This is a genomic window from Pantoea phytostimulans (genome assembly GCF_046118715.1).
Classification (GTDB): Bacteria; Pseudomonadota; Gammaproteobacteria; order Enterobacterales; family Enterobacteriaceae; genus Pantoea; species Pantoea phytostimulans.
This window is the reverse complement of record NZ_CP173698.1, coordinates 778,088-804,939: the sequence shown is the minus strand read 5'-3', so window position 1 is coordinate 804,939 and position 26,852 is coordinate 778,088. Positions and strand designations below refer to the sequence as shown.

At 52.4% G+C, this 26,852-nt stretch carries 18 protein-coding genes and 2 pseudogenes; 14 read left to right on the top strand and 6 right to left on the bottom strand.

Annotated elements, in window-relative coordinates; all coding sequences use genetic code 11:
* Window positions 1–9: 9 nt before the first annotated feature.
* From prmC to hemA, 3 genes are read right to left on the bottom strand one after another with little or no spacing between them, the layout of a single operon-like run.
* Window positions 10–843 carry a peptide chain release factor N(5)-glutamine methyltransferase gene (gene prmC, locus ACF2G4_RS03870; protein WP_409075543.1) on the bottom strand — a complete coding sequence of 278 codons (834 nt, stop codon included), beginning with the start codon at window positions 841–843 and terminating at the stop codon, window positions 10–12.
* On the bottom strand, window positions 843–1,925 hold the full coding sequence (gene prfA / locus ACF2G4_RS03865) for a peptide chain release factor 1 (protein WP_215846988.1): 1,083 nt from the start codon (window positions 1,923–1,925) through the stop codon (window positions 843–845). Before prfA ends, prmC begins: the two co-directional genes overlap by 1 nt.
* 42 nt (window positions 1,926–1,967) lie before the next feature.
* Entirely contained in the window at window positions 1,968–3,224 is a 1,257-nt protein-coding gene (hemA, locus tag ACF2G4_RS03860) for a glutamyl-tRNA reductase (protein ID WP_215846989.1), read from the bottom strand.
* Window positions 3,225–3,440: 216 nt separating this feature from the next.
* Here hemA and lolB point away from each other — a divergent pair, with 216 nt between their 5' ends.
* The 4 genes from lolB to ACF2G4_RS03840 all read left to right on the top strand — a co-directional run bounded on the left by lolB (window position 3,441) and on the right by ACF2G4_RS03840 (window position 7,390).
* On the top strand, window positions 3,441–4,067 hold the full coding sequence (lolB, locus tag ACF2G4_RS03855; protein ID WP_243078109.1) for a lipoprotein insertase outer membrane protein LolB: 627 nt from the start codon (window positions 3,441–3,443) through the stop codon (window positions 4,065–4,067).
* On the top strand, window positions 4,064–4,933 hold the full coding sequence (gene ispE, locus ACF2G4_RS03850; protein ID WP_243078110.1) for a 4-(cytidine 5'-diphospho)-2-C-methyl-D-erythritol kinase: 870 nt from the start codon (window positions 4,064–4,066) through the stop codon (window positions 4,931–4,933). The genes lolB and ispE overlap by 4 nt, the downstream gene beginning before the upstream one ends.
* A 125-nt stretch (window positions 4,934–5,058) precedes the next feature.
* Window positions 5,059–6,006, top strand: a complete 948-nt coding sequence (gene prs / locus ACF2G4_RS03845; protein ID WP_006118899.1) for a ribose-phosphate diphosphokinase — start codon at window positions 5,059–5,061, stop codon at window positions 6,004–6,006.
* A 232-nt stretch (window positions 6,007–6,238) separates the two neighbouring features.
* Window positions 6,239–7,390 carry a GGDEF domain-containing protein gene (locus ACF2G4_RS03840; RefSeq protein ID WP_409075542.1) on the top strand — a complete coding sequence of 384 codons (1,152 nt, stop codon included), beginning with the start codon at window positions 6,239–6,241 and terminating at the stop codon, window positions 7,388–7,390.
* On the opposite strand, the gene ychH is transcribed toward ACF2G4_RS03840, so the two are convergent.
* Complete coding sequence (ychH, locus tag ACF2G4_RS03835; protein WP_215846991.1) at window positions 7,387–7,665, bottom strand: stress-induced protein YchH; 279 nt, start codon at window positions 7,663–7,665, stop codon at window positions 7,387–7,389. The genes ACF2G4_RS03840 and ychH overlap by 4 nt on opposite strands.
* 259 nt (window positions 7,666–7,924) lie before the next feature.
* Here ychH and pth point away from each other — a divergent pair, with 259 nt between their 5' ends.
* The 6 genes from pth (at window position 7,925) to ACF2G4_RS03805 (ending at window position 22,301) form a co-directional block, all read left to right on the top strand.
* A complete protein-coding gene (gene pth / locus ACF2G4_RS03830) occupies window positions 7,925–8,512 on the top strand; it encodes an aminoacyl-tRNA hydrolase (protein ID WP_215846992.1) in 588 nt (195 codons plus the stop codon).
* Between the two features lie 108 nt (window positions 8,513–8,620).
* Window positions 8,621–9,712: a redox-regulated ATPase YchF gene (ychF, locus tag ACF2G4_RS03825; protein WP_243078506.1), complete on the top strand. Its 1,092-nt coding sequence runs from the start codon at window positions 8,621–8,623 to the stop codon at window positions 9,710–9,712.
* A 1,027-nt stretch (window positions 9,713–10,739) separates the two neighbouring features.
* Window positions 10,740–12,425: a ShlB/FhaC/HecB family hemolysin secretion/activation protein gene (locus ACF2G4_RS03820; RefSeq protein ID WP_409075541.1), complete on the top strand. Its 1,686-nt coding sequence runs from the start codon at window positions 10,740–10,742 to the stop codon at window positions 12,423–12,425.
* Window positions 12,425–12,955: a toxin-activating lysine-acyltransferase gene (locus ACF2G4_RS03815; RefSeq protein WP_409075540.1), complete on the top strand. Its 531-nt coding sequence runs from the start codon at window positions 12,425–12,427 to the stop codon at window positions 12,953–12,955. The genes ACF2G4_RS03820 and ACF2G4_RS03815 overlap by 1 nt, the downstream gene beginning before the upstream one ends.
* 9 nt (window positions 12,956–12,964) lie before the next feature.
* Entirely contained in the window at window positions 12,965–21,826 is an 8,862-nt protein-coding gene (locus ACF2G4_RS03810) for a hemagglutinin repeat-containing protein (RefSeq protein WP_409075539.1), read from the top strand.
* Entirely contained in the window at window positions 21,813–22,301 is a 489-nt protein-coding gene (locus tag ACF2G4_RS03805) for a hypothetical protein (RefSeq protein WP_409075538.1), read from the top strand. Before ACF2G4_RS03810 ends, ACF2G4_RS03805 begins: the two co-directional genes overlap by 14 nt.
* 54 nt (window positions 22,302–22,355) lie before the next feature.
* On the opposite strand, the gene ACF2G4_RS03800 is transcribed toward ACF2G4_RS03805, so the two are convergent.
* Window positions 22,356–22,568 carry a SymE family type I addiction module toxin gene (locus ACF2G4_RS03800; RefSeq protein WP_409075537.1) on the bottom strand — a complete coding sequence of 71 codons (213 nt, stop codon included), beginning with the start codon at window positions 22,566–22,568 and terminating at the stop codon, window positions 22,356–22,358.
* 260 nt (window positions 22,569–22,828) lie between these two features.
* Between ACF2G4_RS03800 and ACF2G4_RS03795 the strand changes: the two genes are divergently transcribed.
* Window positions 22,829–23,131 carry a hypothetical protein gene (locus tag ACF2G4_RS03795; RefSeq protein WP_409075536.1) on the top strand — a complete coding sequence of 101 codons (303 nt, stop codon included), beginning with the start codon at window positions 22,829–22,831 and terminating at the stop codon, window positions 23,129–23,131.
* 868 nt (window positions 23,132–23,999) lie between these two features.
* Entirely contained in the window at window positions 24,000–24,254 is a 255-nt protein-coding gene (locus ACF2G4_RS03790; protein WP_409075535.1) for a hypothetical protein, read from the top strand.
* 53 nt (window positions 24,255–24,307) lie between these two features.
* Here ACF2G4_RS03790 and ACF2G4_RS03785 read toward each other — a convergent pair.
* Window positions 24,308–24,430 (bottom strand): annotated as a pseudogene (locus ACF2G4_RS03785) (IS3 family transposase); the annotation flags it as partial.
* 21 nt (window positions 24,431–24,451) lie between these two features.
* On the opposite strand from ACF2G4_RS03785, the pseudogene ACF2G4_RS03780 reads away from it, so the two are divergent.
* Both ACF2G4_RS03780 and ACF2G4_RS03775 read left to right on the top strand, forming a co-directional pair.
* Window positions 24,452–25,780 (top strand): annotated as a pseudogene (locus tag ACF2G4_RS03780) (VENN motif pre-toxin domain-containing protein); the annotation flags it as partial.
* Window positions 25,781–26,246: 466 nt separating this feature from the next.
* On the top strand, window positions 26,247–26,852 hold the full coding sequence (locus ACF2G4_RS03775; RefSeq protein ID WP_409075534.1) for a hypothetical protein: 606 nt from the start codon (window positions 26,247–26,249) through the stop codon (window positions 26,850–26,852).

Sequence of the window (26,852 nt, the reverse complement as noted above, 5' to 3'; positions counted from 1 at the left end):
AGTTCCTTGTTAATTTGCTAGTTGACCAAAGGTCACGCGCGGATTACCGCCATAATCATTTGCCGTTGCCACGGCTTGATAACCGTTTTCAATCATCAACTGGCGCACCGCGTGTTCCTGCTGCCAGCCATGTTCCAACAGCAACCAGCCGCCCGCGACTATCCAATGCGGGGCTTGTTCAATCAACGTTCTTAAATCAGCTAATCCCGCTTCCTCTGCCACCAAGGCGCTGCGCGGCTCAAAGCGCACATCGCCCTGTCCGAGATGGATATCATTGGCATCGATATAAGGTGGATTGCTAACGATAAGATCGAAACGGCTGGGGGCAAGGTCGCGGAACCAGTGACTCAGCGAAAACGAAGCATTAGAAAGTCCGAGCTGTTCGGCATTAAGCTGCGCCAGCTCCATGGCCGCTTCGATACGATCTACGCCTACCACCTGACAGTCGGGACGTTCGCTGGCTATCGCCAGAGCAATCGCGCCGGTGCCAGTGCCAAGATCGAGTATGCGAGAAGGCGTAGCCGGTAGACGCACTAGCGCCTGCTCAACCAGAATTTCGGTATCCGGGCGCGGAATCAAGGTCGCATCGTTGACGCGCAAAGGCAGCGACCAGAATTCTCGCTCGCCAATCAGATGCGCTACCGGTTCACCCTGCGCTCGACGCAGCAGTAACGCGTCCAATTGTGTAAGCTGTTGGTCGTTAAGCAACGTTTCATCAAATGCCATCAGCCAACTCCGCGATTTGCCGGTGACAAAACTCAGCAGAATCTCTGCATCGCGCTTTGGGCTGTCACCCCCGCATAAGGTCGCAATCGCGTGTTTTAGCCAGTGACGAATATCCATTAATCCTGACCAGCCAGCGCCGCCAACTGATCTGCCTGATATTCCTGCACGATAGGCTCAATCAGACTTTCCAGTTTGCCTTCCATGGTTTCATCCAAACGATAAATTGTCAGGTTGATACGATGATCGGTGACGCGCCCTTGAGGAAAGTTATAGGTGCGGATTCGGTCAGAACGATCGCCACTGCCCAACAGGTTGCGACGCGTATTGGCTTCTACCGCATGACGCTTTGCCATCTCTGCCGCGTGAATACGGGCACCCAACACCGCCAGTGCTTTGGCTTTGTTTTTATGCTGTGAACGCTCGTCCTGACACTCCACAACAATGCCGGTTGGCAAGTGAGTAATACGAATCGCAGAATCGGTGGTGTTGACGTGCTGACCGCCCGCACCCGACGAGCGGAAAGTATCAATTTTCAGATCGCCCGCGTTGATTTCTGGCATCTCTTCTTCTGGCAATTCCGGCATCACCGCCACGGTACAGGCTGAAGTATGAATACGCCCTTGTGATTCGGTTTCTGGGACGCGTTGCACACGATGACCACCTGATTCAAATTTCAGCCGGCCATAGGCGCCTTCACCAATGAAGCGAGCAATCACTTCTTTATAGCCGCCATGCTCGCCTTCGTTGGCGCTGACAATCTCTACGCGCCAGCGACGCGCTTCGGCGTAGCGGCTGTACATACGAAACAGATCGCCAGCAAAGATCGCGGCTTCATCGCCGCCCGTGCCTGCACGGACTTCAACAAAACAGGCGCGTTCATCATCGGGATCTTTCGGGAGCAGCAAGACTTGCAGCTGCTGTTCCAGCGTTTCACTTTGCTCACGCGCCTGCTGCAACTCTTCCTGCGCCATATCGCGCATTTCGGGATCGTCGAGCAGCATTTTGGCGGTTTCAATATCTTCTTGCACCTGCTGCCATTCACGGAAGCAGCGAGTGACATCACTGAGTTGTGCATATTCGCGCGAAAGCGCACGGAAACGATCCTGATCGGCAATCACAGCCGCGTTGCCCAGCATAGCTTCCACTTCTTCGTGGCGCTCCTGCAGCGCTTCCAGTTTGGCAACAATTGAGGTTTTCATTTAAATGTGGGATTCCCGTAACAGGTGGCAACAGCCAGTTGTCTACTCGAGACCCAGGCTGTCGCGAAGAATCTGCAGGCGTTCTGAATCGCCGTCGCGGGCGGCCTGCTGAAGAGATTTGGTTGGTGCGTGAATCAGGCGATTTGTCAGTTTATGCGCCAGTTCCTGCATGACTTTCTGCGGATCGGCACCTTGCTGCAAGGCCTGCAATGCGCGGCCTTCTAGCTCAGCGCGAATGTCTTCCGCCTGTGAACGGTATTCGCGAATCGTGTTAACTGCGCCTTGTGCACGCAGCCAGGCCATAAATTCGCCACTCTCCTGTACCACGATGCTTTCAGCCTGAACCGCCGCTGCTTTGCGCTGCGCCAGGTTCTGCTCAATGATCGCCTGGAGGTCGTCTACGCTATAAAGGTAGGCGTTGGCCAGTTTACCCACTTCCGGTTCGACATCACGTGGAACGGCAATGTCGACCAGTAACATCGGTTGGTTACGACGCGCTTTCAGCGCACGTTCCACCATGCCTTTACCGATAATCGGCAGCGGACTGGAAGTGGAAGAGATAATAATGTCAGCTTCGGCCAGGCGTGAATCAATGTCTGCCAGGCTAATGACTTCCGCGCCCACTTCCGCGGCCAGCGTTTCAGCACGCTCGCGGGTACGGTTAGCGATAATTAATTTTTTAACCTGATGCTCACGCAGATGGCGCGCCACCAGCTCAATGGTTTCACCTGCGCCAACCAGCAGCACATTGACCGTTGAAAGGGACTCGAAAATTTGGCGTGCCAGCGTACAGGCAGCGAAAGCCACAGAAACGGCATTAGCACCAATTTCCGTTTCAGTACGCACGCGTTTGGCAACAGAGAAGGTTTTCTGGAACATGCGCTCCAGCTCACTGCTCAGTGCATGACCGCGCTGAGAATCAGCAAAGGCTTTTTTAACCTGCCCCAAAATTTGCGGTTCACCCAGCACCAGCGAATCAAGACCGCTGGCAACGCGCATTAAATGACTCACCGCTTCGTTGCCATGATGCCAGTAAAGGCTGTTACGCACGTCATCCTCATCCAGCTGATGGTACTCACACAGCCAGCTCACCAAACGCTCCTGGAGATCAACCTGCTGCTCTACACTCAGGTAAAGTTCGGTACGATTGCAGGTCGACAATACCACGCCGCTCTGCACCATTGGCTGAGAGAGCAAGCTATTTAAAGCCTGCTCCAGCGTCTCCGGCCCGAACGATACACGTTCGCGCAGAGCAATGGGGGCAGTTTTGTGATTGATTCCAAGTGCGAGCAGCGTCATGGTGATTTGAGTTGGGATGTCCCAATAATGTCAGGGTTTTGTGAGGCGCATTCTACAAGATGCAACAGATCAAGAAAAGCCATACAAAGCCTATGACTGTAATAAGATTAACCTGAAGGTATGCAATTTCGCGTATAACAGCATTGACTGCTTAAATGCGGATGGTTAGCGTTATCCGTTACGAATTAAAAACGTGTCTGAGGAGATGACCACTTGATGCTTAATTCCCCACGCAATCTGTTGCGCCTTTTACCCCTTGCCAGCGTATTACTGGCCGCCTGTAGCGTTAACAAACCGCAACAAGGTCCGGGGCCAAGCGTTACCGCGCCACAGTGGCAACAGCATCAGCAAGCGGTCACAAAAGTGACGCATTACCAGACGCGCGGCGCGTTTGCTTATTTATCGGACAAGCAAAAAGTCTACGCCCGTTTTAACTGGCAGCAAACCGCACCCGATCGCTATCGCTTGCTGTTAACCAATCCGCTGGGCAGCACTGAATTGCAGCTTGATGCGCAAGGTTCGGTGGTGCAATTAGTGGATAACAAAGGCAAACGTTACGTCAGCACTGACGCTGAAAAAATGATTTCGCAATTAACCGGTATGGATATTCCGCTGGCTAACCTGCGTCAGTGGATGATGGGTTTACCGGGTGACAGCAAAGCGTATCAGTTGAACGATCAGTATCAGCTAAGCAGCCTTAACTACAGCCGTGATGGGCAACAATGGCAGGTCACTATCTCGGATTACGACAGCAAGGTCACGCCACCACTGCCGGCTAATCTGGAGCTGAAAGAAGGCGACCAACGCATTAAATTGCGCATGGACAGCTGGACCGTTCAATGATCACTACCTGGCCTGCTCCGGCAAAACTGAATCTGTTTCTTTACATCACTGGCCGTCGTCCTGACGGCTATCACAACCTGCAAACGCTGTTTCAGTTTCTTGATTATGGTGACACACTGCATATCGAACCTGACCAAAGCGGCAACATCAGCTTATTGACGCCGGTTGCGGGTGTGTCCGATGAGCAGAACCTCATTGTGCGGGCCGCTAAACTGCTCAAACAGGCTGCAGAGACATCAAATCCACTGCTTGCTCAGGCTGGTGCGCGAATCAGTATTGAGAAAACGTTACCGATGGGCGGCGGTTTAGGGGGTGGCTCATCAAATGCGGCAACAGTTTTAGTCGCGCTAAATTATTTATGGCAGTGCAATTTAACATCAGACGAGCTGGCAAAACTGGGCCTGCAATTAGGTGCCGATGTGCCGGTTTTTGTTGAAGGTTTTGCTGCGTTTGCTGAAGGCGTTGGTGAGCAGCTACAGCCCGCCCAGCCTGAGGAAAAGTGGTATCTGGTGGCACATCCTGGCGTCAGCATTGGTACGCCTGAAGTGTTCAATGATCCGGGCTTAACGCGTGACACGCCTGTGCGTGATTTAGCAGCGCTTTTAGCTGCTCCATTCAGCAATGATTGTGAAGCAGTGGTAAGAAAACGTTTTCGTGAGGTTGATGAGCTTGTTTCCTGGCTGCTAGAATACGCGCCGTCGCGCCTGACTGGCACCGGTGCTTGCGTGTTTTCTGAATTTGACACCGAGTCCGCCGCACGTCAGGTGCTGGAACTTGCTCCGAAAGGAGTACGTGGTTTTGTAGCAAGAGGTGTTAATGTCTCTCCGCTACGGCGTACACTTTCCGAGCGACCAGCGACTGCGTGACAGTGTCACCACGTTCCAGACACTGCACGTTTCGCATTAACACACCCGTGTGAACGCCTATGACTGTATTCGCCGGTTACTGTCATGACGTTCATTCTCTGGACGCAAAGCCTGAGGTTCTTCTCGTGCCTGATATGAAGCTATTTGCTGGTAACGCCACCCCGGAACTAGCACAACGTATTGCCAACCGCCTTTACACCAGCCTGGGAGACGCCGCAGTTGGCCGTTTCAGTGATGGTGAAGTAAGCGTACAGATTAATGAAAATGTACGCGGTGGTGATATTTTCATCATCCAGTCCACCTGTGCTCCAACCAATGATAATTTGATGGAACTGGTTGTGATGGTCGACGCGCTGCGTCGTGCTTCTGCTGGTCGTATTACCGCAGTCATTCCTTACTTTGGTTATGCCCGTCAGGATCGCCGTGTGCGCTCTGCGCGTGTGCCGATCACCGCCAAAGTGGTGGCAGACTTCCTTTCCAGCGTTGGAGTTGACCGTGTTCTAACGGTTGACCTGCACGCCGAGCAGATCCAGGGCTTCTTCGACGTCCCGGTTGATAACGTATTTGGCAGCCCGATCCTGCTGGAAGACATGCTGCAGATCGGTCTGGAAAATCCGATTGTTGTTTCCCCGGACATTGGCGGCGTAGTGCGTGCTCGCGCTATCGCCAAACTGCTGAACGACACCGATATGGCAATCATCGATAAACGCCGCCCTCGCGCGAACGTTTCTCAGGTTATGCACATTATTGGTGACGTTGCTGGCCGCGATTGCGTGCTGGTCGACGACATGATCGACACCGGCGGCACGCTGTGCAAAGCGGCTGAAGCATTAAAAGAACGCGGCGCAAAACGCGTTTTCGCTTACGCTACCCACCCGATTTTCTCTGGCAACGCGGTGGAAAATCTGCGCAAATCAGTGATCGATCAGGTTATCGTCTGCGACACCATCCCGCTGTCTGAAGAGATGAAATCTCTGCCAAACGTCCGTACGCTGACTTTGTCTGGCATGTTGGCCGAAGCGATTCGCCGCATCAGTAACGAAGAATCAATCTCGGCAATGTTCGAGCATTAATCTTCGCTAAACCGGGCCACGCGCCCGGTTTTTTCTTTTTAAAGCACAACGCTACGTCGATTGTTCTCTGTATTAACCTGCTTTCTCATCTGATATTCCCGCGATAATTATTCACCAAAACCGTTATTGTAAAAGCCAATCACTTTTTTCATCTCAGCCTGGCATCAAGGCTTTTGCCACAAATTAATTAATGTTAATTTGCTCGGCACTTTTCACGAGAACGCCTAACACCATGAACCTCGACATTTATACCTTGTTTATATGCGAGCTCTACGTGCTGGGGTTTTTGAGTATCATCATGGTTTTTGCCTGGATGGGGTCGCAGTACGATCGCGTATTGGGCTTCACCTGCCTTTCACTGATTTTAACGCTTGTCGCGGTTTTCCTCAGTAGCTTACGCAGCATGGGTTTGCAGTTTTTACCTGTCGCAGTAGGAAATATCCTGATGATGCTCGCCTATGGCGGCTTACTTAATGCCTTTCGACTTTTTTGTGGAAAATCCATTGGAATCAGTTGGTTATTAGGCGGGTTGCTCTGGGCAGTTTTGTGCTTCTTCCCTGCATTTTACTTTTCGCTGCCCAAACGCGTGTTCGTGATATGCATCATCTGCATTATCTATACATGCGCGCTGATACATCTTTTGTGGCTCAAGCGAGCTACGCTCAAAGTCACTTTTTGGCCCGCTCAACTGCTGTTATGGATTCACTTACTGTTTCATCTGGCGCGTATTTTTCTCGACAGTGCTGCCGCCAGCCCACTCAAAGGTGCCATTGGCGGATCGACTTTTTCGGTCTATGTCATTTTGGAATCCATCTTGTTTGTGATTGGCCTGACATTCACCATTTTGGCGATGGTTAATGAGCGTACCCAGATCGCGCACAAGCACGCGTCATTACACGATCCCCTGACCAACGTCTGGAACCGCCGCGCATTATTTAATGACTCTGAGAGAATTGTGGCACGTTGCCGACGTCAAAATATCGCCTTCACGGCTGTCTTGTTTGACCTCGACCATTTCAAAAGCATCAACGATCGTTTTGGACATCAGCAAGGTGATCGTGTGCTGATTGATTTTTGTGAGGTAGTACAGCAGTTGTTGCCCAAAGAAGGCCGTTTTGCCCGTTTGGGTGGGGAAGAGTTTGCGGCAATTATTCCGGCACCAGCAGCAGAAGCGTGGTTATGGTGTGAGCGCGTGAGACTTGCGACGGAAAATTCTCAGCCCGATACGATCAATTATACCGTGAGCATCGGTTTTGCCTCATCTAACGACAGCGAACGCCGATTCGATATATTACTGGCGCTGGCCGATGAAGCGTTATATCGCGCCAAGGCCAGCGGCAGAAACCGTACTGAACAATATCTCACCCTCAGTGCTGTGATTTAATGTGAGGAATGGCGCGAGCGGCGGCAACGTTTATCACCGTAATGGCGCAACCAATAATAGCGATCTTCAATTTTTTCGCGTCCGCTAACGCGAGCACCCGCTAACCAAAGCAACGCACCAATGAAGATACTGAACATTGCACCGTGCGCTAAAAACTGCGGCAGGTTAAGTGCAGGCAGCTGATTCAGAATCGAATAACCGACGCCCAGCACCATGGTTAATAGTCCCAGCACCATCAAGGTATTACCCGCCACATGAGAATGATGACGTTTCATTTTCCACCTCCATCTGTATGAGCAATTAAAACCGCACACAATGTTAACTCGTCATAAGTTTAGGCAATGGCTGGCAGCAACGTTGCGTGTGCGATCACACATCGACAACAAACGCTGACACATCTTTACGGGTAGCGTGTTGATTTAGATGAAAAATGATTAATCACCGCAATGAACTATCTTGCATTTGCAGCCTTTGTCATCTCGGCAGCAGCGAAGTAAACTAATGCCCTTTTCGTATAACAGCAGGATATTCATCGTGAGCAGCATTAAACTGATTGTTGGCCTCGCCAATCCGGGCGCAGAATATGCCGCCACGCGCCACAATGCGGGTGCCTGGTATCTGGATTTATTGGCAGAGCGCCATAATCAGTCTTTAAAGGAAGAAGGTAAATTCTTCGGCTACACGGCACGGCTGGCGATTGCTGGCGAAGATGTACGCCTGTTGGTGCCAACCACCTTTATGAATTTGAGTGGCAAAGCCGTCGCGGCGATGGCGACCTTTTACCGCATTGCGCCGGAAGAGATCCTGGTCGCACACGATGAACTCGATTTACCGCCAGGCGTGGCTAAATTCAAGCAAGGTGGCGGCCATGGCGGACACAATGGCCTGAAGGACATCATCAGCAAGTTGGGAAATAATAATAATTTTCATCGCCTGCGCATCGGCATTGGTCATCCGGGCGATCGCAATAAAGTCACCGGTTTTGTATTAGGGAAACCGCCTGCAAGCGAGCAGAAGTTGATAGATGATGCGGTAGATGAAGCCGTGCGCTGCACTGAATTGTGGCTGAAAGAGGATCGCATAAAAGCGATGAATCGTTTGCACGCCTTCAAGCCAAGCTAAACGTCCAGATCGTCGCGATTCTGTGTATAATGCGCGAAATTTTTTATTTCGTTTCCGATAAAGCATCCTGCGATGTTTTATCCATCCAGTTATAAAGGGTATCAAACCATGGGATTCAAATGCGGTATTGTGGGCCTGCCGAACGTCGGTAAATCCACCCTGTTCAACGCGCTCACCAAAGCGGGCATCGAAGCAGCAAACTTCCCTTTCTGCACCATTGAACCCAACACTGGTGTGGTGCCAATGCCAGATTTACGCCTCGATCAGCTGTCAGAAATTGTTAAGCCGCAGCGTGTGGTGCCGACTACCATGGAGTTCGTCGACATCGCCGGTTTGGTTAAAGGCGCATCCAAAGGTGAAGGCCTGGGCAACCAGTTCCTGACCAACATCCGTGAAACCGAAGCGATTGGTCACGTGGTTCGTTGCTTTGAGAACGACAACATCATTCACGTCTCAGGCAAAGTAGACCCGGCCGAAGATATTGACGTGATCAACACCGAGCTGGCGTTGTCGGATCTGGACACCTGTGAACGTGCCATTCAGCGCGTGCAGAAAAAAGCCAAAGGCGGCGATAAAGATGCTAAAGCTGAGCTGGCTGCGCTGGAAAAATGCCTGCCGCACCTGTCTAACGCCGGTATGCTGCGTTCGCTGGATCTGGATGCTGACGACAAAGCGGCTATCCGTTATCTGAGCTTCCTGACGCTAAAACCCACCATGTACATCGCTAACGTCAACGAAGACGGCTTCGAGAACAACCCGTATCTCGATCGAGTACGTGCTATCGCTGAAGCTGAAGGTTCGGTTGTGGTGCCTGTGTGTGCCGCCGTTGAATCAGATATCGCTGAGATGGAAGATGAAGATCGTGCCGAGTTTATGGAAGAGTTGGGTCTGGAAGAGCCGGGCCTGAACCGCGTGATTCGCGCTGGTTATTCGCTGCTGAATCTGCAAACTTATTTCACCGCGGGTGTGAAAGAAGTGCGCGCCTGGACTATTCCTGTTGGCGCGACTGCTCCACAAGCTGCGGGTAAAATTCACACCGACTTCGAGAAAGGTTTTATCCGTGCGCAAACCATCGCATTCGATGATTTTATTGCGTTCAAGGGTGAACAAGGTGCTAAAGAAGCAGGCAAGATGCGTTCAGAAGGAAAAGAGTACATCGTTAAAGATGGCGATGTGATGAACTTCTTGTTTAACGTCTAATCTGTTGTCTCATGAGGTTTTACTGAACCTTATGAAAATTAACAAATGCCATAAAATCCACGCCGTTGCGTGGATTTTTCATTTTATAGTGAGTACAACAACGGTACAAGAAATGAACATTTGCCCTTCGGTAAATCGTGACTTTTCATCGGCACAGCCTCCGCTCAGGGAACTGTTTATCATGCCGGAATTCTGTGTCTGAATGGAGCAGGATTTCAGGCAGGATCAACAGTGAGTCCAGTCCGCCCTTTTGAATATATTAACGTCCGGTGTTTATCAGAGACAGGTCTTCATATCTTCGGAAAAATAAAAAAGCAAGATTTGTCTTGATGGATGGGGGTAAAGGAGAGACGAAAATATAATAACTTCATGAAATATCATTCCCCCGCTCAGAAAATCAAAGAGAATTAAATTCTTGTTTAAAAGATCTAGCGGCTACGATTTTTTAATTTATTTTATCGTTAATTTTTTATTATCCCATTTAGCATATCTTATTATACATCAAATAAAGATAATGACGCGCTTACGAAATTTGCCTGTTTTAATGTGTATGGCCCAGCAGGTTTTCAGACTGCCATGGACGACAATCAATGCCTGACAATTAAGGGCGGGAAACGGGTTCATCTCAACAAACAAGAAAAGCCTCTATATTTATCTTCATTTGATTCAGCTTTAAGGGATAAGTGCAGCACATTTTCAATCAATCTTTCTCAAGGAATGTAGCTCGATTTTCTGTTGATTTGCAGAGAGCCTTGTACTCACGCACTTTATTCATGACCCTATATCCTGTACTTTTTCTTACCCCTGACAGACTATTACAATTAAGCCATTCAGATATTCCTCTCGGCAGCGATATTACGCAACCCTAATTTTTAGCGCCCCACTTGCTTTAAGGGAACCTTTAATGAACGCAGGAAATTTCCTATATTTTCACTTATCAAAAAACCATCTTAAATATTGCCACCCACAAATAAACCGGTAGAGTATAAATTGTAGTTAAGGACAACCATTAATATGGAATACACTCATGGAAGAGAACGCAGGCATATCGCTTGCCGTCAGCGCATATGCACTGGCAATAGGCATTATATTTCCTCATGTAGCGATCGCTGCTGAGCAGGACATCATTCAACAACAGCGTCAGAAAGCGATTGAAGCGCAACTTCAGCCGCCAGTGCCTGACGTGCGTTTATCCACACCAGCGGTCAGCTCTTCCCGCGTCAGCTTCCCGGCGGAAAATCCCTGTTTTGATATTCAGCACATCACGCTGAACGGCCTGAATGATTTTCCGGGCTGGTTACCTTTGCAGCGTCTGGCCAATCAGGGTCAGGGACATTGCCTGGGCGTCAAAGGGATTAATTTGCTGATGAGCGTGCTGCAGAACCGCATGATCGACAGCGGCTACGTCACCAGTCGGGTGCTGGCGCCGCCGCAGGATTTAACCGAAGGCACGCTCACACTTCAGCTAGTGGCCGGAAAAATTAGCCATATTGGTCGCACCGATTCCAGCGATCGTTACGTGACGCTTGCCACCGCCCTGCCCTCGCGCGAAGGCAAGCTCTACGACCTGCGTGATACTGAGCAGGGACTGGAGAACCTGCAACGCCTGCCTACCGTTCAGGCTGATATGGCGCTGATCCCCGGCAGTGCGCCCGGTGAAAGTGTGATGGCCGTGCAGTGGAATCAGAGCAAGATGTGGCGACTGGCCGCATCGCTCGATGATTCCGGCTCAACGTCCACCGGACGCTATCAGGGCGGACTGACGCTCTATCTCGATAACCCCCTTTCGCTGAGCGATATGCTCTATGTCTCGGCGAGCCATGATTTGCAGTTCGGCAATGACAAAGGCACGAAAAACGTTACCGGCAGCTATTCGGTGCCGTTTGGCTACTGGCTGGCGGGCATCACCACCAGTGATTACAGCTACCACCAGACGGTAGCCGGTGCGTTCACCGACTATGAATATAGCGGCAAGAGTAAAAGCCTAAACGCGAATCTCAGCCGCGTGCTGCACCGCAACGGCAGCCAGAAAACCACGCTGAGCTATGACGTAATAACGCGTGAAACCCGCAACTTCATCAACGACACAGAAATCGACGTGCAACGCCGTCAGACTTCGGCGTGGCGACTCGGCTTGCAGCATCGTCACTATATCGGCAGCGCCACGCTGGATGCGGGCGTGAGTTATCAGCGCGGTACCCGCTGGTTTGGCGCTCAGCCTGCGCCTGAAGAGTACTGGGGTGAAGCCACCGCGCTGGCAAAAATTGTCCAGCTTAACGCCCAGCTGGCCGTGCCGTTCTCACTGCTCAGTCAGCGATTCAGTTTTAACACCCAGTATCTGCGCCAGATGAGCAACACGCCGCTGACGCCGCAGGACCAATTTGCCCTCGGTAACCGCTGGTCGGTGCGCGGCTTTGACGGCCAGCGCACACTGAACGCCGATGAAGGCTGGACTCTGCGCAACGACATCGGCTGGGCCACGCCGCTGCCGTCACAGGAACTCTATCTGGCGCTGGATTACGGCGAAGTCAGCGGACGCAACAGCGGGCAGGATTATCTGATCGGCAAGCATCTGGCCGGAGGCGCAGTGGGACTGCGCGGCTACGCCCTGCGCACCAGCTATGACCTGTTTGCCGGTATTCCGCTCTCTAAGCCTGCTGGCTATCAGACCAGCAGCCTGACGCTCGGCTTCAACCTGAACTGGCGCTACTGATGGAGATCAAAGGTTACCGGTTAATTGCGCCGTGGCTGGTTGCGGATGAGGCCAGCGAGGCCGAAGTGCTGGGCATGGCGGTATGGCTGTGGATGCACTCGGATCGTCACCGTGATGCACCGCTGCACACCTTGCCGACGCTGCTGCTGCCGCTGATTAAACAACAGCAGTACGCCATCGCCGTAAAAGATGGCCGGCCGGTGTTCTTCCTCGGCTGGGCGTGGATGGATGAAGAGGCTGAACAGCGCTATCTCACGCATGCCTCGGTGATGATGAAAGAGGCAGACTGGACCAGCGGCAACCGCCTGTGGATCACCGATTTCATTGCGCCGTTTGGTGACATCCGCAACCTGCTGCGGCTGATGTGTGAAGTGATCCTGCCGGAGCAGTGCTTCCGCTGGCAGGATCAACAAGGCAATCTCCGCGGCCAGCGGGTGCATTTTTATCATGGAAAGAAAGTCAGCGGGCGCGACGCCCTGCAATGGCAGCAGGCACATCCACTGAGCGTGGCGTTGCCTGAAATCAGATAAGGAGATCAGATGAACAAACTTCTCTATCGCATCATTTTCAACAAAGCGCGCGGCATGCTGATGGTAGTTGCCGATATCGCCCGCAGCGGTCAGGGCAAACAGGCGCGTGCGCGCCGGATGCAGCAGACTTCCAACCGGATATGTGCGCTGTCGGCGCTGCGCTTCGCCCTGCTGAGCGCGCTGGGCTGCGTTACCGTATTGCCTGCACAGGCGCAGATTGTTGCTAACAGCCAGGCACCGGGAAACCAGCAGCCCACCGTTGTCAGCGCGACCAACGGCACGCCGCAGGTAAACATTCAGACGCCCAGCGCGGGCGGCGTATCGCGCAATAACTACAACCAGTTTGATGTTGATCAGAAGGGCGTGATCCTCAACAACTCACACGGCAACACTAATACTCAGCTTGGCGGTATGGTCACCGGCAACCCGTGGCTGGCACGCGGCGAGGCCAGCGTGATCCTCAACGAGGTGAATTCACGCAACCCCAGCCAGCTCAATGGCTATGTGGAAGTCGCCGGTAGAAAAGCGCAGGTGGTGATCGCCAACCCGTCCGGTATCACCTGTGACGGCTGTGGCTTCATCAACGCCAACCGCGCGACGCTGACCACCGGTCAGGCGCAGGTAAATAACGGCAACCTGACGGGTTATCAGGTCAGCGGCGGTGACATCGTCATCAACGGTAAAGGGCTGGATTCACGCGGTCAGGATTACACAGACATCATTGCCCGCACGGTTAAGGTGAATGCCGGCGTCTGGGCCAACGATCTCAGGGTCACTACCGGTCGTAATCAGGTGGACGCGACGCATGAAACGCTGACGGCAGGCCAGACTGATGCGGCCAGTCGTCCACAAGTGGCGCTGGACGTGGCGGCGCTGGGCGGCATGTACGCCAGTAAAATCCGCCTGATTGGTACCGAACAGGGCGTCGGCGTGCGCAACGCCGGTTCGCTGGGCGCGACGGCGGGCAACTTTACGCTTTCCAGCAACGGTCGCATTGAGAACAGCGGCAGCATCAACGGCGCGCAGGATATTGCGCTGGCAAGCCAGGCCGATATTCGCAACAGCGGCACGGTTTACGCTCAGCGCGACGGTCAGGTTCAGGCCGCTGGCGAGGTAATTAATCAGGGCGTAATGGCATCCGCGGGCAATAACCGCATTCAGGCAGGTTCACTTAATAATGCCAGCAGCGGGGTCCTTGCCGCAGGTATGACGTCCGATGGCGCGCTGGGCACACAAGGCGATTTGAGCCTGACCACGCATGGGCAACTCGCCAGCAAGGGTCGTCACCTCGCGGCGGGTAATCTGAATGCTCAGGGCACAGCGGTCGATCTCAGCGGCAGCCAGACTTACGCCAACAACATTAATCTGAGCGCCAGCACGGGAGACGTCAGCACCCGCAGCGCCACGGTTGAGGCAAAGAGCAGCCTGCGAGCCAGCAGCAGCATGCGTATTAACAATGACGGCGGCAAAATCCAGGCGGGCAAGCTGGCGTTAAGCGCCCCACTTCTCTCCAACCGCCAGGGCGTGCTTAATCAGTTAGATCAAACCGATCTGCTGCTGTCGCACGCAGCAGGTATCGGCAACAGCAGCGGCACTATTGCCAGCAACGGCGACAACCTGACGCTGAACACCGACGTGCTGGATAACGGCTTGGGCAAAATTCAGCACGCGGGCAGCGGTGAGCTGAATATTTCTGCCGCCACGCTGAACGGCAGCCAGGGTAGCCTTATCACCAACGGCGGACTGCAGCTGCGCGGCGATACGCTCAATCTTGACGGCGCGACCACCGCCGCTGCGCAGATCCGTATTGATGCGAACACCCTTTCTCATCGTCAGGGTGAGATGGTGCAAAGCGGCAATAGCGCAATGAATATTAGCGTCGCCTCGTCGCTGGATAACAGCGACGGAAAAATTGCCGGTAACGGTGACGTGCACCTGAACGCCGGTGCGCTGAATAACCAGCACGGACACGTCATTGCCGCCGGTTCCGGTTCGCTGAATACCACCATCGCGGAGACGCTGGATAACCGCAGCGGCACGCTGGCGGCGAGCCAGAACTTTACTGTTAACGCCGGAACGCTTGATAACACCGCAGGTGTCATCAGCGCCGTTGCGGGCAACACACAACTGACCAGCCAGAGACTGAACAACAGCACGGGCAAAATCAATGCCGGTCAGACACTGTCGGTGACCAGTAACGGTTTGAACAACAACGACGGGCTGCTCACCGCCGCAAACACCACACTGCAGCTTGGCAGTGGCACGCTCAACAATCAGCGTGGCGTGATTGCCGCTGCTGAACAACTCAGCATCAGCAGCGGTTCATTCGATAACACCGCCGGACTGCTGCAAAGCCTTGGCGATGTGCGCATTGATACGCAGGGCAACGCCTTCATCAACCGCGACAGCGGTACTGACGGCGGCGTTATCGCGCTCGGTTCACTGACGCTCCGTTCCGGCCTGTTGGATAACCGCAATGGCGTCATTAACGCCCAGAATATGAGCCTGTTCAGCAGCGATATTCGTAATCAATATGGTCTACTGGCAGCGCAGAACGTGCTGAGCATCACGGCAGGCGATATGGATAATCAGCAGGGAAATCTGGTTGCCGGACAGTCGCTGCTGCTGCGTAGCAATGACCTGCTTAATAGCAACGGGCTGATCATGAGCAGCGGCGCGGCAACGCTTGCCACAGCAAATCTGAATAATCGCCAGGGACAAATCGGTGCAGTCGGGGATTTAACACTTAACACGCAACGGCTGCAAAACGATAACGGTGGCCTGATTCAGAGCGGTGCGGCACTGAGTATCAACACCCACGGCCAGCGGCTGAGCAATACCAATAGTGGTGACAGCGGCGGCCTTATCAGCCAGGGCGATATGCTTCTGGCTACAGGTGAGCTGGATAACCAGCGCGGCGCGTTGCTGGCATCCGGTGCCATCAACCTTGCGTCCGGACAGCTGCTAAACCAGTTCGGGCAAATCACCGGGCTGAACGGCATCACCGCACAAACGCAGTCAGTCAATAACCTGCAAGGGACCCTACAGTCCGGCGGCGTTCTTGACTGGAATACGCAGGGCAACGCCTTCAACAATGCCCGCGGCCTGATTAGCGCTCAAGGCGATTTTATCCTGCGCAGCGGCGATGTAAACAACCGTGAAGGCCAGGTCATTTCCGGCAACAACCTGGCACTGGATAACACTTCCCTCGATAACACCGACGGCACGCTCGCCAGCAAAGGCGATTTCTCTCTTGTTGCCGGCGCGCTGACCAACCTGCGCGGCGCACTGCAGTCCGCCGGAAATATGGCGGTGACGCTGGTGAACAGCTTCACCAATCAGGGCAACCTGCAGGCCAACGGCAATCTGACGCTCGTGAGCCACGGCGACATCCGCAATGAGAAACTGATTCAGGCCGGTGAGACGCTGCACGTCAGCGCCGCCAATCTGGTTAACCTGCAGGACGCTGAACTCAGCGGTTACGGCACAATCCTCGACGCCAGTAACACGCTGACCAATTACGGCCTGATCGACGGTTATTCCACCCGGCTGAACGGACAGACTGTCAGCAATATCGGCACCGGGCGCATCTACGGCGATTTTCTCAGCATTCAGGCGGGCACGCTCAATAACCTCGCCGAAAACGGCATCGCAGCCACCATCGCAGCACGCCAGCGCTTGGATCTCGGCGTGGGAACACTCAATAACCGCGACCACGCGATGATCTACAGCGACGGCGCGATGCGCCTTGGCGGTGCCATCGACGCTAACGGGCACGCCACCGGACAGGCCGGAACCGTTAATAACCACAGCGCCACCCTCGAATCCGCGGGAGATATGCTGCTTAACGTCGGTAGTCTGAACAACATCAACGACCATTTTGAAACCGAGATTGTCGAAGTGTCGCGGGAAAACATCGAGGAATATCAGGTCTCCGGCAATGCCAATCGCTACGGTCGCGATGAGGTGAGTTTCGAGCATGATGAGGTTAATTTCGTGCTGACGCCTGATTATCCATGGCGACAAAACGATAAAAACGACAACTGGTATCGCTACGAGTACGAACGCACCGTTGATGAAACGCGGATTAAAACCAGCGACCCGGCGCGGATTATCGCTGGCGGCAATCTGACGATTAATGCCGGCAACGTGCTGAACGACAAGAGCCAGATCATCGCCGGAAATAATCTGGTGATAAACGCCGCCACGCTCGACAACGTGGAGGTGGCCGGAGAACGGCACATCAGTGACGCTGGTAAGGCTTTCCACTACTGGCGCATTCACGACAAAGGTGGCGACAGTCAGGGCAAAAGTACGGCGGATTACATTCCGCTCACCGTTATCCAGAACATCACCTTAAAACCCAGCACCCTTGAAGAGCATCAGAAAATTGACGGAAGCGGTCTGGTGATTGATAACCGGACGGGCGGTAGCGTGGGCGAAATCTGGCTGGGCGATCTCAGCGCAGGCGCAGCGTTTAATCCCGGTAACGCGGTTTTGCTGCCGCCGGGTAAAACCTTTGAAGTACCGGTGAATACCGCTGCGAATGGCGATGCGGCGGGCAGCGTGATCCGCACCCAGGGCCCGAACTCGCGCCTGCCGGATAACAGCCTGTACAAAACGAATCCGACTGGCAGCGATTACCTGGTTGAAACCGATTCGCGCTTCACCAACGCGCAGAAGTGGCTCGGTTCCGACTACATGATGCAGGCGTTCGAGGCCAATCCTGACAACGTGCACAAACGCCTGGGCGACGCCTATTACGAGCAGAATCTTATCCGCCAGCAGGTTATTGGCCTGACCGGCCAGCGCTATCTGGAGGGCTACGACAGCGATCAGACGCAGTACAAAGCGCTGATGGATGCCGGGATCGCCTTTGGTCAGCAACTGAACCTGGCACCGGGTATGACGCTGACCGCCGGGCAGATGAGCCTGATGACCGGCGACATGGTGTGGCTGGTGACGCAAAGTGTCACGCTGCCGGATGGCAGCCAGCAGCAGGTGCTGGTGCCGCAGCTGTTTGCCAAAGTGCAATCTGGCGACCTTGACGGCAGCGGCGCGCTGCTGGCCGGGAAAAACGTCAGCCTGAACCTGAGCGGCGATTTGAACAACAGCGGACGCATCAATGCGCGCGCTGACACGCTGGTAGTGGCAGAAAATATTAATAATCTCGGCGGACTGATTCAGGGCGACAGCACCGGCCTACAGGCGCGCACCGACATCAACAATTTCGGTGGCGTGCTGAAAGGCAGCTCTGCGCTGGCGGCGCTGGCCGGCCGTGACATTAACGTCACCACCACGGCCCGTATGGCTGAAAGCGCCGACGGCAACTTTGCCCGCACCAGTCTCGATCGTATCGCCGGTATTTACGTGGATAAAGGCGATGGCACGCTGGCGCTGCAGGCCGGACGCGACATCAACCTGACCACCGCGCAGGTGGTTAACAGCAGCGAAAATGGCAACACGGCTATTATCGCCGGACGCGATCTGAACCTGAACGCCGTCACCACCGGTAGTCGCGATAATCTCAATTTCGACAGCGACAACTGGCTGCATCAGTCGTCATCCACGCAGCGGGGAACGGAGATTGTCGGTAAAGGCAACGTGGGCCTGGCAGCAGGCAATAATCTGCTGGCGACGGCGGCAGACATCAACGCAGGTGGCAAGCTGGCACTGAGCGCGGTCAACGATCTGAGCATTGTCGGCGGCGAATCCCGCACGCAGATGGACGAGCATACTAAAGCCAGCGGCAGCAGCGGCATCGCATCAAAAACCACCCGTGAGACACACACCACTATTGATGCACGTACGACGGTGGGCAGTTCGCTTTCTGGCGACAGCGTGCAGTTGCTGGCCGGTCACGACCTGCTGGTTAAGGGCAGCGATGTAGTCGGTACGCAAGATGTGCGGCTGGCGGCGGGCAATAATCTGACCGTTACTACCGCCGCTGAGCAGCGTGATGAGTCGCGCATGATTCAGGAGAATAAATCGGGCCTGTCTGGTACCGGCGGCATCGGCGTCAGCTACGGCAGCACAGCACAGAAATCCACGACAACGACGCATACTGACAGCGTGCGTGGCAGCACGGTGGGCAGCGTGCTGGGCAACCTGACGATGCAGGCAGGCAACGACCTGCTGGTACACGGCTCAGATGCCATCGCCGGTAAAGATCTGTCGCTGGTCGGAAAAAACGTCACGGTCAGCGCCGCCGAACAGGGGCTGAGCCAGCGTGATACCTATGAAACGAAACAGAGTGGCCTGACGCTGGCGCTCTCCGGCGTGGCGGGCAGCGCGCTGAATACGGCGGTAACCAGCGCGAAAGACGCCCGCGACGAGAGCAACGGCAGGCTTCAGGCGCTGAAAGGCTTACAGGCCACCCTTTCCGGTGTGCAGGCGGCGCAGGCGACCCAGCCGGGTGCGGTCAGCAGCGATAACGCGATTGGTGTCAGCCTCTCTTACGGCAGCCAGCAGTCGAAGTCTGAGACAAACCTGACGCAGAAAACGCATCAGGGCAGCACGCTCACCGCCGGTAATAGCCTGAACATCATAGCCAGCAGCGGCGACATTAACGTTCAGGGTAGCCAGCTGCAGGCGGGTAATGACGTGCTGCTTAACGCCAGCCGCGACCTCAACCTGAGCGCCAGTCAGGACACCGAGCGCTCGCGCGGCACCAGCTCGTCGAGCGGCAGATCAGTGGGCGTGGGCTTTGGCGGCGGTTCGGGCGGCGGCGGCATCAACGTTTCAGCGAGTATCAACAAGGGTAGCGGCCATGAGAACAGCGACAGCCTGAGCCACACCGAAACGCAGGTCATGGCCGGTAACCGCGTGACGCTGGTGAGCGGACGCGATACCACCCTCACCGGCGCACAGGTCAGCGGCGAATCAATTAAAGCGGATGTTGGTCGCAACCTGACGCTGACCAGTGAACAGGACAGCGCGACCTACGATGCGCAGCAGAAAAATACCAGCGCGGGGGCCAGCTTTAACTTTGGCTCGATGACCGGCTCGGCCAGCATTAACATGAGCAAAGACAAGATGCGCAGCGACTACACGTCGGTGCAGGAGCAGACCGGCCTGCTGGCGGGCAAAGGCGGCTTCGACATCACGGTGGGCGGCCACACCCAGCTCAACGGCGCGGTTATTGGCTCGACCGCTGATGCAGCCCTGAACCGGCTCGACACCGGCACGCTGGGCTTTAGTGACATCCACAACAGCGCGGCGTTTAAAACCGAGCATCAGAGCGTGGGCATCAGCACCGGCGGCAGCATCGGCAGCCAGTTTGCCGGGAACATGGCCAACGGCCTGCTGACCGGCGCGAACAACGCGGGCAGCGCGGACAGCACCACCAAAGCGGCGGTATCGGACGGCACGATTGTTATTCGCGACCAGCACGCGCAGAAACAGGACGTGGCCGACCTGAGCCGCGACGTGGAGAACGCCAATCCGGGGCTGGGACAAATCTTTGATAAGGAAAAAGAGCAGAACCGGCTGAAAGAAGCGCAGCTGATTGGCGAGATTGGTAATCAGGTGGGCGATATTGCCCGCACGCAGGGACAGATTGAAGCATCGAAAACAGCAACGGATAAAATGAAGGACGTGACGCCGGAGCAGCTGCAGACGGCGAAGGATGACTGGCGTAAAGCCAACCCCGGCAATACGCCAACAGCGGACGACATCAGCGGCCATGCGTACCAGAACTTCTATAACCAGGCCTTTAGCGAAAGTGGCTTTGGCACCGGCGGGAAAGTTCAGCAGGCTATCCAGGCGGCAACAGCGGCGGTTCAGGGTCTTGCAGGCGGTGACATCAGTAAAGCACTGGCCGGGGCCTCTGCGCCGTATATTGCCAATGTTATCGGTCAAAGCGGGCTGGATGATGCTGGCAAGGTGCTGGCCCACGCAGCGGTAAATGCCGCACTGGCAGCGGCTCAGGGGAATAATGCTCTCGTTGGTGCGGGCGGTGCCGCGACGGCGGAGATGGTCGGCATGATAGCCGTAAATGCTTACGGCAAACCGGTCAGCGAACTGAGCGAAACCGAGAAGCAGACGGTAAGCGCGCTGGCAACACTGGCAGCAGGTCTTGCGGGCGGTCTGGCTGGCGGCAGTACGGTGGATGCAGCTGCGGGGGCTCAGGCCGGTAAGACGACGGTGGAGAATAACTATCTGAGCAGTAAGCAGATAGATGCCTGGTCCGCTGAAATGAAGCAGTGTCAGGCTGGCGGCGGCGACTGCGGCGGCATTGTCACCAAGTATGAAGAACTGAGCACCGCCCAGCAAAAGCAGCTTATCAGCGACTGCGTAACCAGTCCGGTGACCTGCCAGCAGAAATACGGTGATGTACTGACCGACAGCATGGCGGTGAAACAAGCGCTGGATCGGGCGATGGGCGAAGATATCCCGATCAAGATGGTCTACGATCTGACAGCGACCTGGGCGCATCAGATGGACGCTGACGGGATCGTTGCCAGCAATAAAGTGTCAGAGCAGATTATGGCGAAATATGGCCTTGATCAGGCTCAGGCAGATATTATTGCAGGCGTGGCGTTAAGTGCGCTGGGTGGAGTGAGTAAGGCCGGGAAGCCTAATTACATCTTAAATAAAGATGGAGCAATGCTTGGTATAAATGGCCCAACGGTTCCAAGCAAAACCTTATGGATGGGGAAAGGAAAAGAGAGGATAGATGTTGAGAATCCTGCGCCAGGAAAAAGAGCTGGTCAAATACATTATCAAGATAGTAGTAATAACAAATATTATTATGATCCGATAACACAAACATTCCCCGGAGCACCTAAGGGTGTAAATGATAAGCTGAATGATCCTGCTTTTAAAAATGCGATCGATAAAGGCATGAAAAAATATCTTGGAGAAAAATAATATGCTAACCAATAGATTAATGCGTACCCAGCTTGTCAAGATTAATTGGACGGAAATAGGAAAAAACCGCCTGACTTATGAGCTAGAAAGTATTGTATCTGAAGGTTTTATTGAAAATTGTGGATGTTTTTTGTCCAAAAAATTATTTTCATATTGCCAATCAAACTCTCCTGACAATTTTGAAGACGAAATTTCATTTGAATGCTTTGTAAACTCTTTTCATATGGATGATTATGTAAATGAAAGACATTTTGAATATTCAATTATTTTTAGTAATTCCATAATTAAAAAGTGGAATGAAATATATGTTGATAAATTAAACGTTATTATATCTCTGGATGATGAGACATTGTTACCAACAATTAAATTTCATCTAAAAAGAGACGGTCTTTCATGGTTGGATGAACATAACCTTGATGCGAGTATTCAGGCAGTTCTAATAACTACAGATGAAATTACCATAGCTCAAACTTAAGTAAAACAGAAACCCCAGCCAATCAACTGGGTTTTTACTATGCATACCAGTCAGTTAACCTTCATCCGCCAGCCGGATAATCAGCTGTCCAGCCTCCGGGATTACCTTGATCCTCTGGCCGGTCTCAAATCCAAAATCTGCCATCCAGTGCCCCTTAAGGGTGATGGACGGTGACGGCTGAAACTTCTGCTGATCCCGGATATAGCTCCCGGTATAACGCCGGGCTTTGGTTGAGATGTGTTCGCACTTATGATGTTGCGCAGCCATAGTAACTACCTCATATAGTTGTTGTGGTCAGCGGGCCGAGAAAACAAAGCTTACACAGCAGCTTATCATCAGGTGGATTGTTATATTTACCTGGTGGAATGCAGATGACAGCGGGTACTGGCGCAACCGCAAATGCGGGTATCCAATACCTGGTTAATGGAGCAATAAATCCAACAGTTGTTCTAATTACCGGTTATGTAGGTGCATTTACTGCAAATACAGGCTTCCTTGGAACTGTAGGTTAGAATGCGACAGGTGGAGTGACATCAAGCTATCTGAACGGAAATGACCCGATAAAAGGTGGTGTAATAAGTGGTGCTGCTTCGGGGTTCGGTTATGGAATCGGTAAGGCGGCCACAATTTCATTAGATAAATGGGTAAACCCAGCATGGAAAAATTATGAGTGGGTTGATATGGATATGGGGATAAGTAAGCCATTACCTTTATCACCAACACCCGGAATATCCGGTAACGCTATTTCATCAATAATTACAGAAGCAACTGGACAAGGTGGTTCTAAAGCCACGAATAGCTTGCAACTGGGGAATGAAAATGAAAAATAACTTTTACCATTGGCTCGCTATTTTTATGGTTCTGATGATAATCATGAGTTTAAGTTCATTTTTTGCACTATTCATCAAACCCATTATTTTTTATTTTGAAACAGGTGATATCAATATTTCTGTTGTTGATATTTTGTTTTTGAGCATTAAAATTGGTTCGTTTGTTAGCGGTACAATCGTCCTTGGATTATGGATTAAATATCGATTTAATATCTAATAACATAAAAAATCTGGGCCAGAGTAGCCAGCATGAGGTAAATTTTTTTCGGAACTGTTGGGTGGGAAATATCAGGTAGCGCACTAACTTATCAAATAAATGGTGATGACCCATTAGTAGGGGCAATTACCGGGGGATTAGGTTCTGCTGCAGGTTTTGGAGCTGGTAAGATTATTTCTTCAGAAACAAATGCTACAGAAAAATGGAACACTGGTGGCTGGAATCCTAAGTTTGACCCTCAGTTACTAAAATATACCGAGATCAAAGGGCAACTAGGGATTGCAAAAGAAATGTTGCCGAGTAAATACCCACGTGGAGCCGGTAACTTAGGGGCTTCGTATATTACTGAAAAGCGGGAAATGCGGTTCAAGAGCAGATTAATTCTGTCGGAGTTTTAAATCAATGAAATTATTAGTAAGCTCAATTATTAGTATTATTCTTATGATCACATTTTGCATAGGAATTACATTCATCATTCGCTTAAGTGCTCATTTAATTTTTTGGAGGGGAATTTCTTTTTTCAGTCTTAGATATAAAAGAAGGAGTAACTACGGGAGCAATGATGGGGCTACTCCTTAGCTTAGGAATATGGATAACTGAGAAGATAAAAAAGTAAGGTTCAGAAGCAGAAAAAATTAACAAGGCCACGGAATGAATCATCGCACTAATTACTTAAAAAGAGAGCTTACTCTTAGCTTTTACATCTTTCTTGGCTGTTTGGCCTCCGTAATTATCGCAGGATTATTGGTTAAAATATTCTTTGTAATCATTTTGTGGCTTTTAACTGATGAATTTGAATTGACATGGAATGAATTTTTTCGAGGGGTTAAAATTGGCGGTTTTGGAGGGGCTATACTAGGGCTTGCAATAGTTCTGTTGCAGGCATTCAAAGTTAAAGGATTTTAATTTTCAGGAAAGAGGACTTGCAAATAGCAATGATCTTCCCTTCCCTTTCCTTAATCGCGCAACAACGTAGGCTTCATCGACCAGCCCCGCACTTTGCGCGCATAAGGGGTGATCACCACGGCCAAATACAGCCAGCCCTGCCATGCCCGTATGTAGGTAATATCCGTTCCCCAGACCTAATCAGGATCTTCAACCACCAAGCCTTTAGCGAAAGTGGTTTAGGTACCGGTGGGAAAGTTCAGCAGGCTATCCAGGCGGCGACAGCGGCGGTACAGGGTCTGGCGGGCGGTGACATCAGCAAAGCGCTGGCCGGGAGTACTGCGCCGTATATTGCCAATGTTATCGGCCACAGCGGACTGGATGATGCTGGCAAGGTGCTGGCCCACGCAGCAGTAAATGCCGCACTGGCAGCGGCTCAGGGGAATAATGCTCTCGTTGATGCGGGCGGTGCAGCGACGGCGGAGATGGTCGGCATGATAGCCGTAAATGCTTACGGCAAACCGGTCAGCGAGCTCAGTGAGACAGAGAAGCAGACGGTAAGCGCGCTGGCAACACTGGCTGCTGGCCTGGCTGGCGGTCTGGCAGGCGGAAGTACGGCAGATGCGGTTGCGGGAGCGCAGACAGGTAAGACTACGGTGGAAAATAACTATCTGAGCAGTACAGAAGCCAGGCAGCTTGATAAAGAAATGCAGGACTGTAAAACCTCTGGCGGTGACTGTCATTCAGTGGCTGAGAAGTATATTGAAATCAGCAACAAGAACAGCAGGGAACTGGCTGAGGCCTGTAGTGGCGGTGGTGTGGCCTGTGTTACCTGGGAAGAGCTGATTCAGGCGGGAACGAATGTGGCAAATGATGCCCATCCGTCACAGTTCCGGCTGGATGAAAAGCTGAAAGATCCGGATGCAGCGGCACTGGTGAATTACCTTAACGGTGCTGATCTTAAATTCCTGAAAGACAATATCACGACGGGTGACCGTGTGATGGCGGTGGTCAGCGATCCGACATCATGGCCGGCTGCGGTGATGGGCGGGAAAGCGATTGTTACCAATACCGTGACTAAGGGGAAAGAGCAGCTAATCGCGGTGGGAGTCACGTCAGCGGCCAGTGCGGGTATCCAGTACGGAACGACAGGAGAGGTAAAACTGTCGGATGTAATGGGTGCCGGAGTGATTGGCGCGATAACAGCCGGTAAAGGTTATAACCCGACAGTAAACTGGAATGCGGCAGGCGGCTATTACCAGGCAGAAATCAAAGGCGATGATCCGTTTATGGCGGCGTTGCTGAGTAAGGCGGGCACATCGGCCGGTTATGCTGCGGGTAATGTTATTAAGATACCGTTTGATAAAAAGCTAAACCCAATATCAAAACAGTATGAATGGGTGCCGACAGGGGTATGGACGATAACAAAACCAGTAACAGTGAATCCCGTACCTAACTTGGTTGGTAATATTGTTGGTAGTGGAACCAGTGAGTCAACAATCAGCGGATTGTCCGAGATTAATAAAGCAGACAAAAATGATGACTAAAAAAAATATAGCAAGATTATTTATCTTATCTTTGTATGTGGGGCTGTCTTTGTTTTTTAGTCTTTTTGTCATGTTTGTATTTTTATCATGGCTGCAATTAGATATAGGGACAACATGGACGGAATGGCAAAAAATCATCATTAATATTGCATTGTTGAGTTTTAAACTGAGTCTACTATGTATACCTATAGGTTTTGTTCTCTGGTTTTTTTATTACCGAAAAATCTAAGCATGTAGTCATTTATCAATTTGTAAACAATCCCAGCCACAGTGAACCTCCCCTAAAGTTGGCGTTGAGAATAACTCGCTGAGTGTTCAGGAAAACAAGTCCCGCGTTCAGGAAATATCGCAGTGTCAGGGCAACAAAGCCTGTGAAAGAACGATCACCGAGAAGTACAAGCAGATCTCAGCGGCACAACAAAAGCGTGTTGTAGAGTGTACAGGCGCTCGTGACTGTGTTGACAAAGTGAATGAAGTTGGCAGGTTGCAGACTGATTATGCTAACCGTACCAATGAGTTGCTGGAAAAAGCGCGAGTTAATGGAGGTCTGAGTCCGGCAGATCAGAGCGAGCTTTCAATCCTTCAGGTAACTACGATCCAGCTTGAGGCTGACAGAAATGCGGCGATTCACAATGCCTTAATGTCTGGTGATTCGTCTGAAGCGAAGCAGCTTGCTATCAATTCGTTAGCGCAGGTGGCAGGGACAAGCGCAGCGGGAATTGCTGGGATTGGAAAAGGTAAGGGAAGCGCGATGCCTATACCTACCCCAACGAAAGCTGCCAATGGGTTGGTTTATCAGTCGAATGGGAAACATACTCTAGGTCAAGTTGGATATAATAGAAACGCCGGGACCGAACCTACAAACTCTATTCGATTGTTTGGCAACTCAGTAGAAAATGGGAAAAAGAGGTATGCATTGGACGAAAAAGGTAACGTGCATCAATTTACGAATACAAATGATGGTTCATGGCATTGGTCAGGAAGTACGGGAGATGCATCCGTTCCATTGAAAAAAAGTGATATACCAAACGCTGTTAAAAAAGAGTTTGGGTTGCCTGGGAAATGGAGGTAA

Bases quoted from the DNA above. Each gene is read 5' to 3' on its own strand.
- ACF2G4_RS03800 (WP_409075537.1), bottom strand. From the start codon at position 22,568: ATGGCTGCGCAACATCATAAGTGCGAACACATCTCAACCAAAGCCCGG.
- lolB (WP_243078109.1), top strand. From the start codon at position 3,441: ATGCTTAATTCCCCACGCAATCTGTTGCGCCTTTTACCCCTTGCCAGC.
- hemA (WP_215846989.1), bottom strand. From the start codon at position 3,224: ATGACGCTGCTCGCACTTGGAATCAATCACAAAACTGCCCCCATTGCT.
- ACF2G4_RS03820 (WP_409075541.1), top strand. From the start codon at position 10,740: ATGGAAGAGAACGCAGGCATATCGCTTGCCGTCAGCGCATATGCACTG.
- ACF2G4_RS03810 (WP_409075539.1), top strand. From the start codon at position 12,965: ATGAACAAACTTCTCTATCGCATCATTTTCAACAAAGCGCGCGGCATG.
- ychH (WP_215846991.1), bottom strand. From the start codon at position 7,665: ATGAAACGTCATCATTCTCATGTGGCGGGTAATACCTTGATGGTGCTG.
- ispE (WP_243078110.1), top strand. From the start codon at position 4,064: ATGATCACTACCTGGCCTGCTCCGGCAAAACTGAATCTGTTTCTTTAC.
- prmC (WP_409075543.1), bottom strand. From the start codon at position 843: ATGGATATTCGTCACTGGCTAAAACACGCGATTGCGACCTTATGCGGG.
- ACF2G4_RS03840 (WP_409075542.1), top strand. From the start codon at position 6,239: ATGAACCTCGACATTTATACCTTGTTTATATGCGAGCTCTACGTGCTG.
- ACF2G4_RS03790 (WP_409075535.1), top strand. From the start codon at position 24,000: ATGAATCATCGCACTAATTACTTAAAAAGAGAGCTTACTCTTAGCTTT.
- ychF (WP_243078506.1), top strand. From the start codon at position 8,621: ATGGGATTCAAATGCGGTATTGTGGGCCTGCCGAACGTCGGTAAATCC.
- ACF2G4_RS03815 (WP_409075540.1), top strand. From the start codon at position 12,425: ATGGAGATCAAAGGTTACCGGTTAATTGCGCCGTGGCTGGTTGCGGAT.
- prfA (WP_215846988.1), bottom strand. From the start codon at position 1,925: ATGAAAACCTCAATTGTTGCCAAACTGGAAGCGCTGCAGGAGCGCCAC.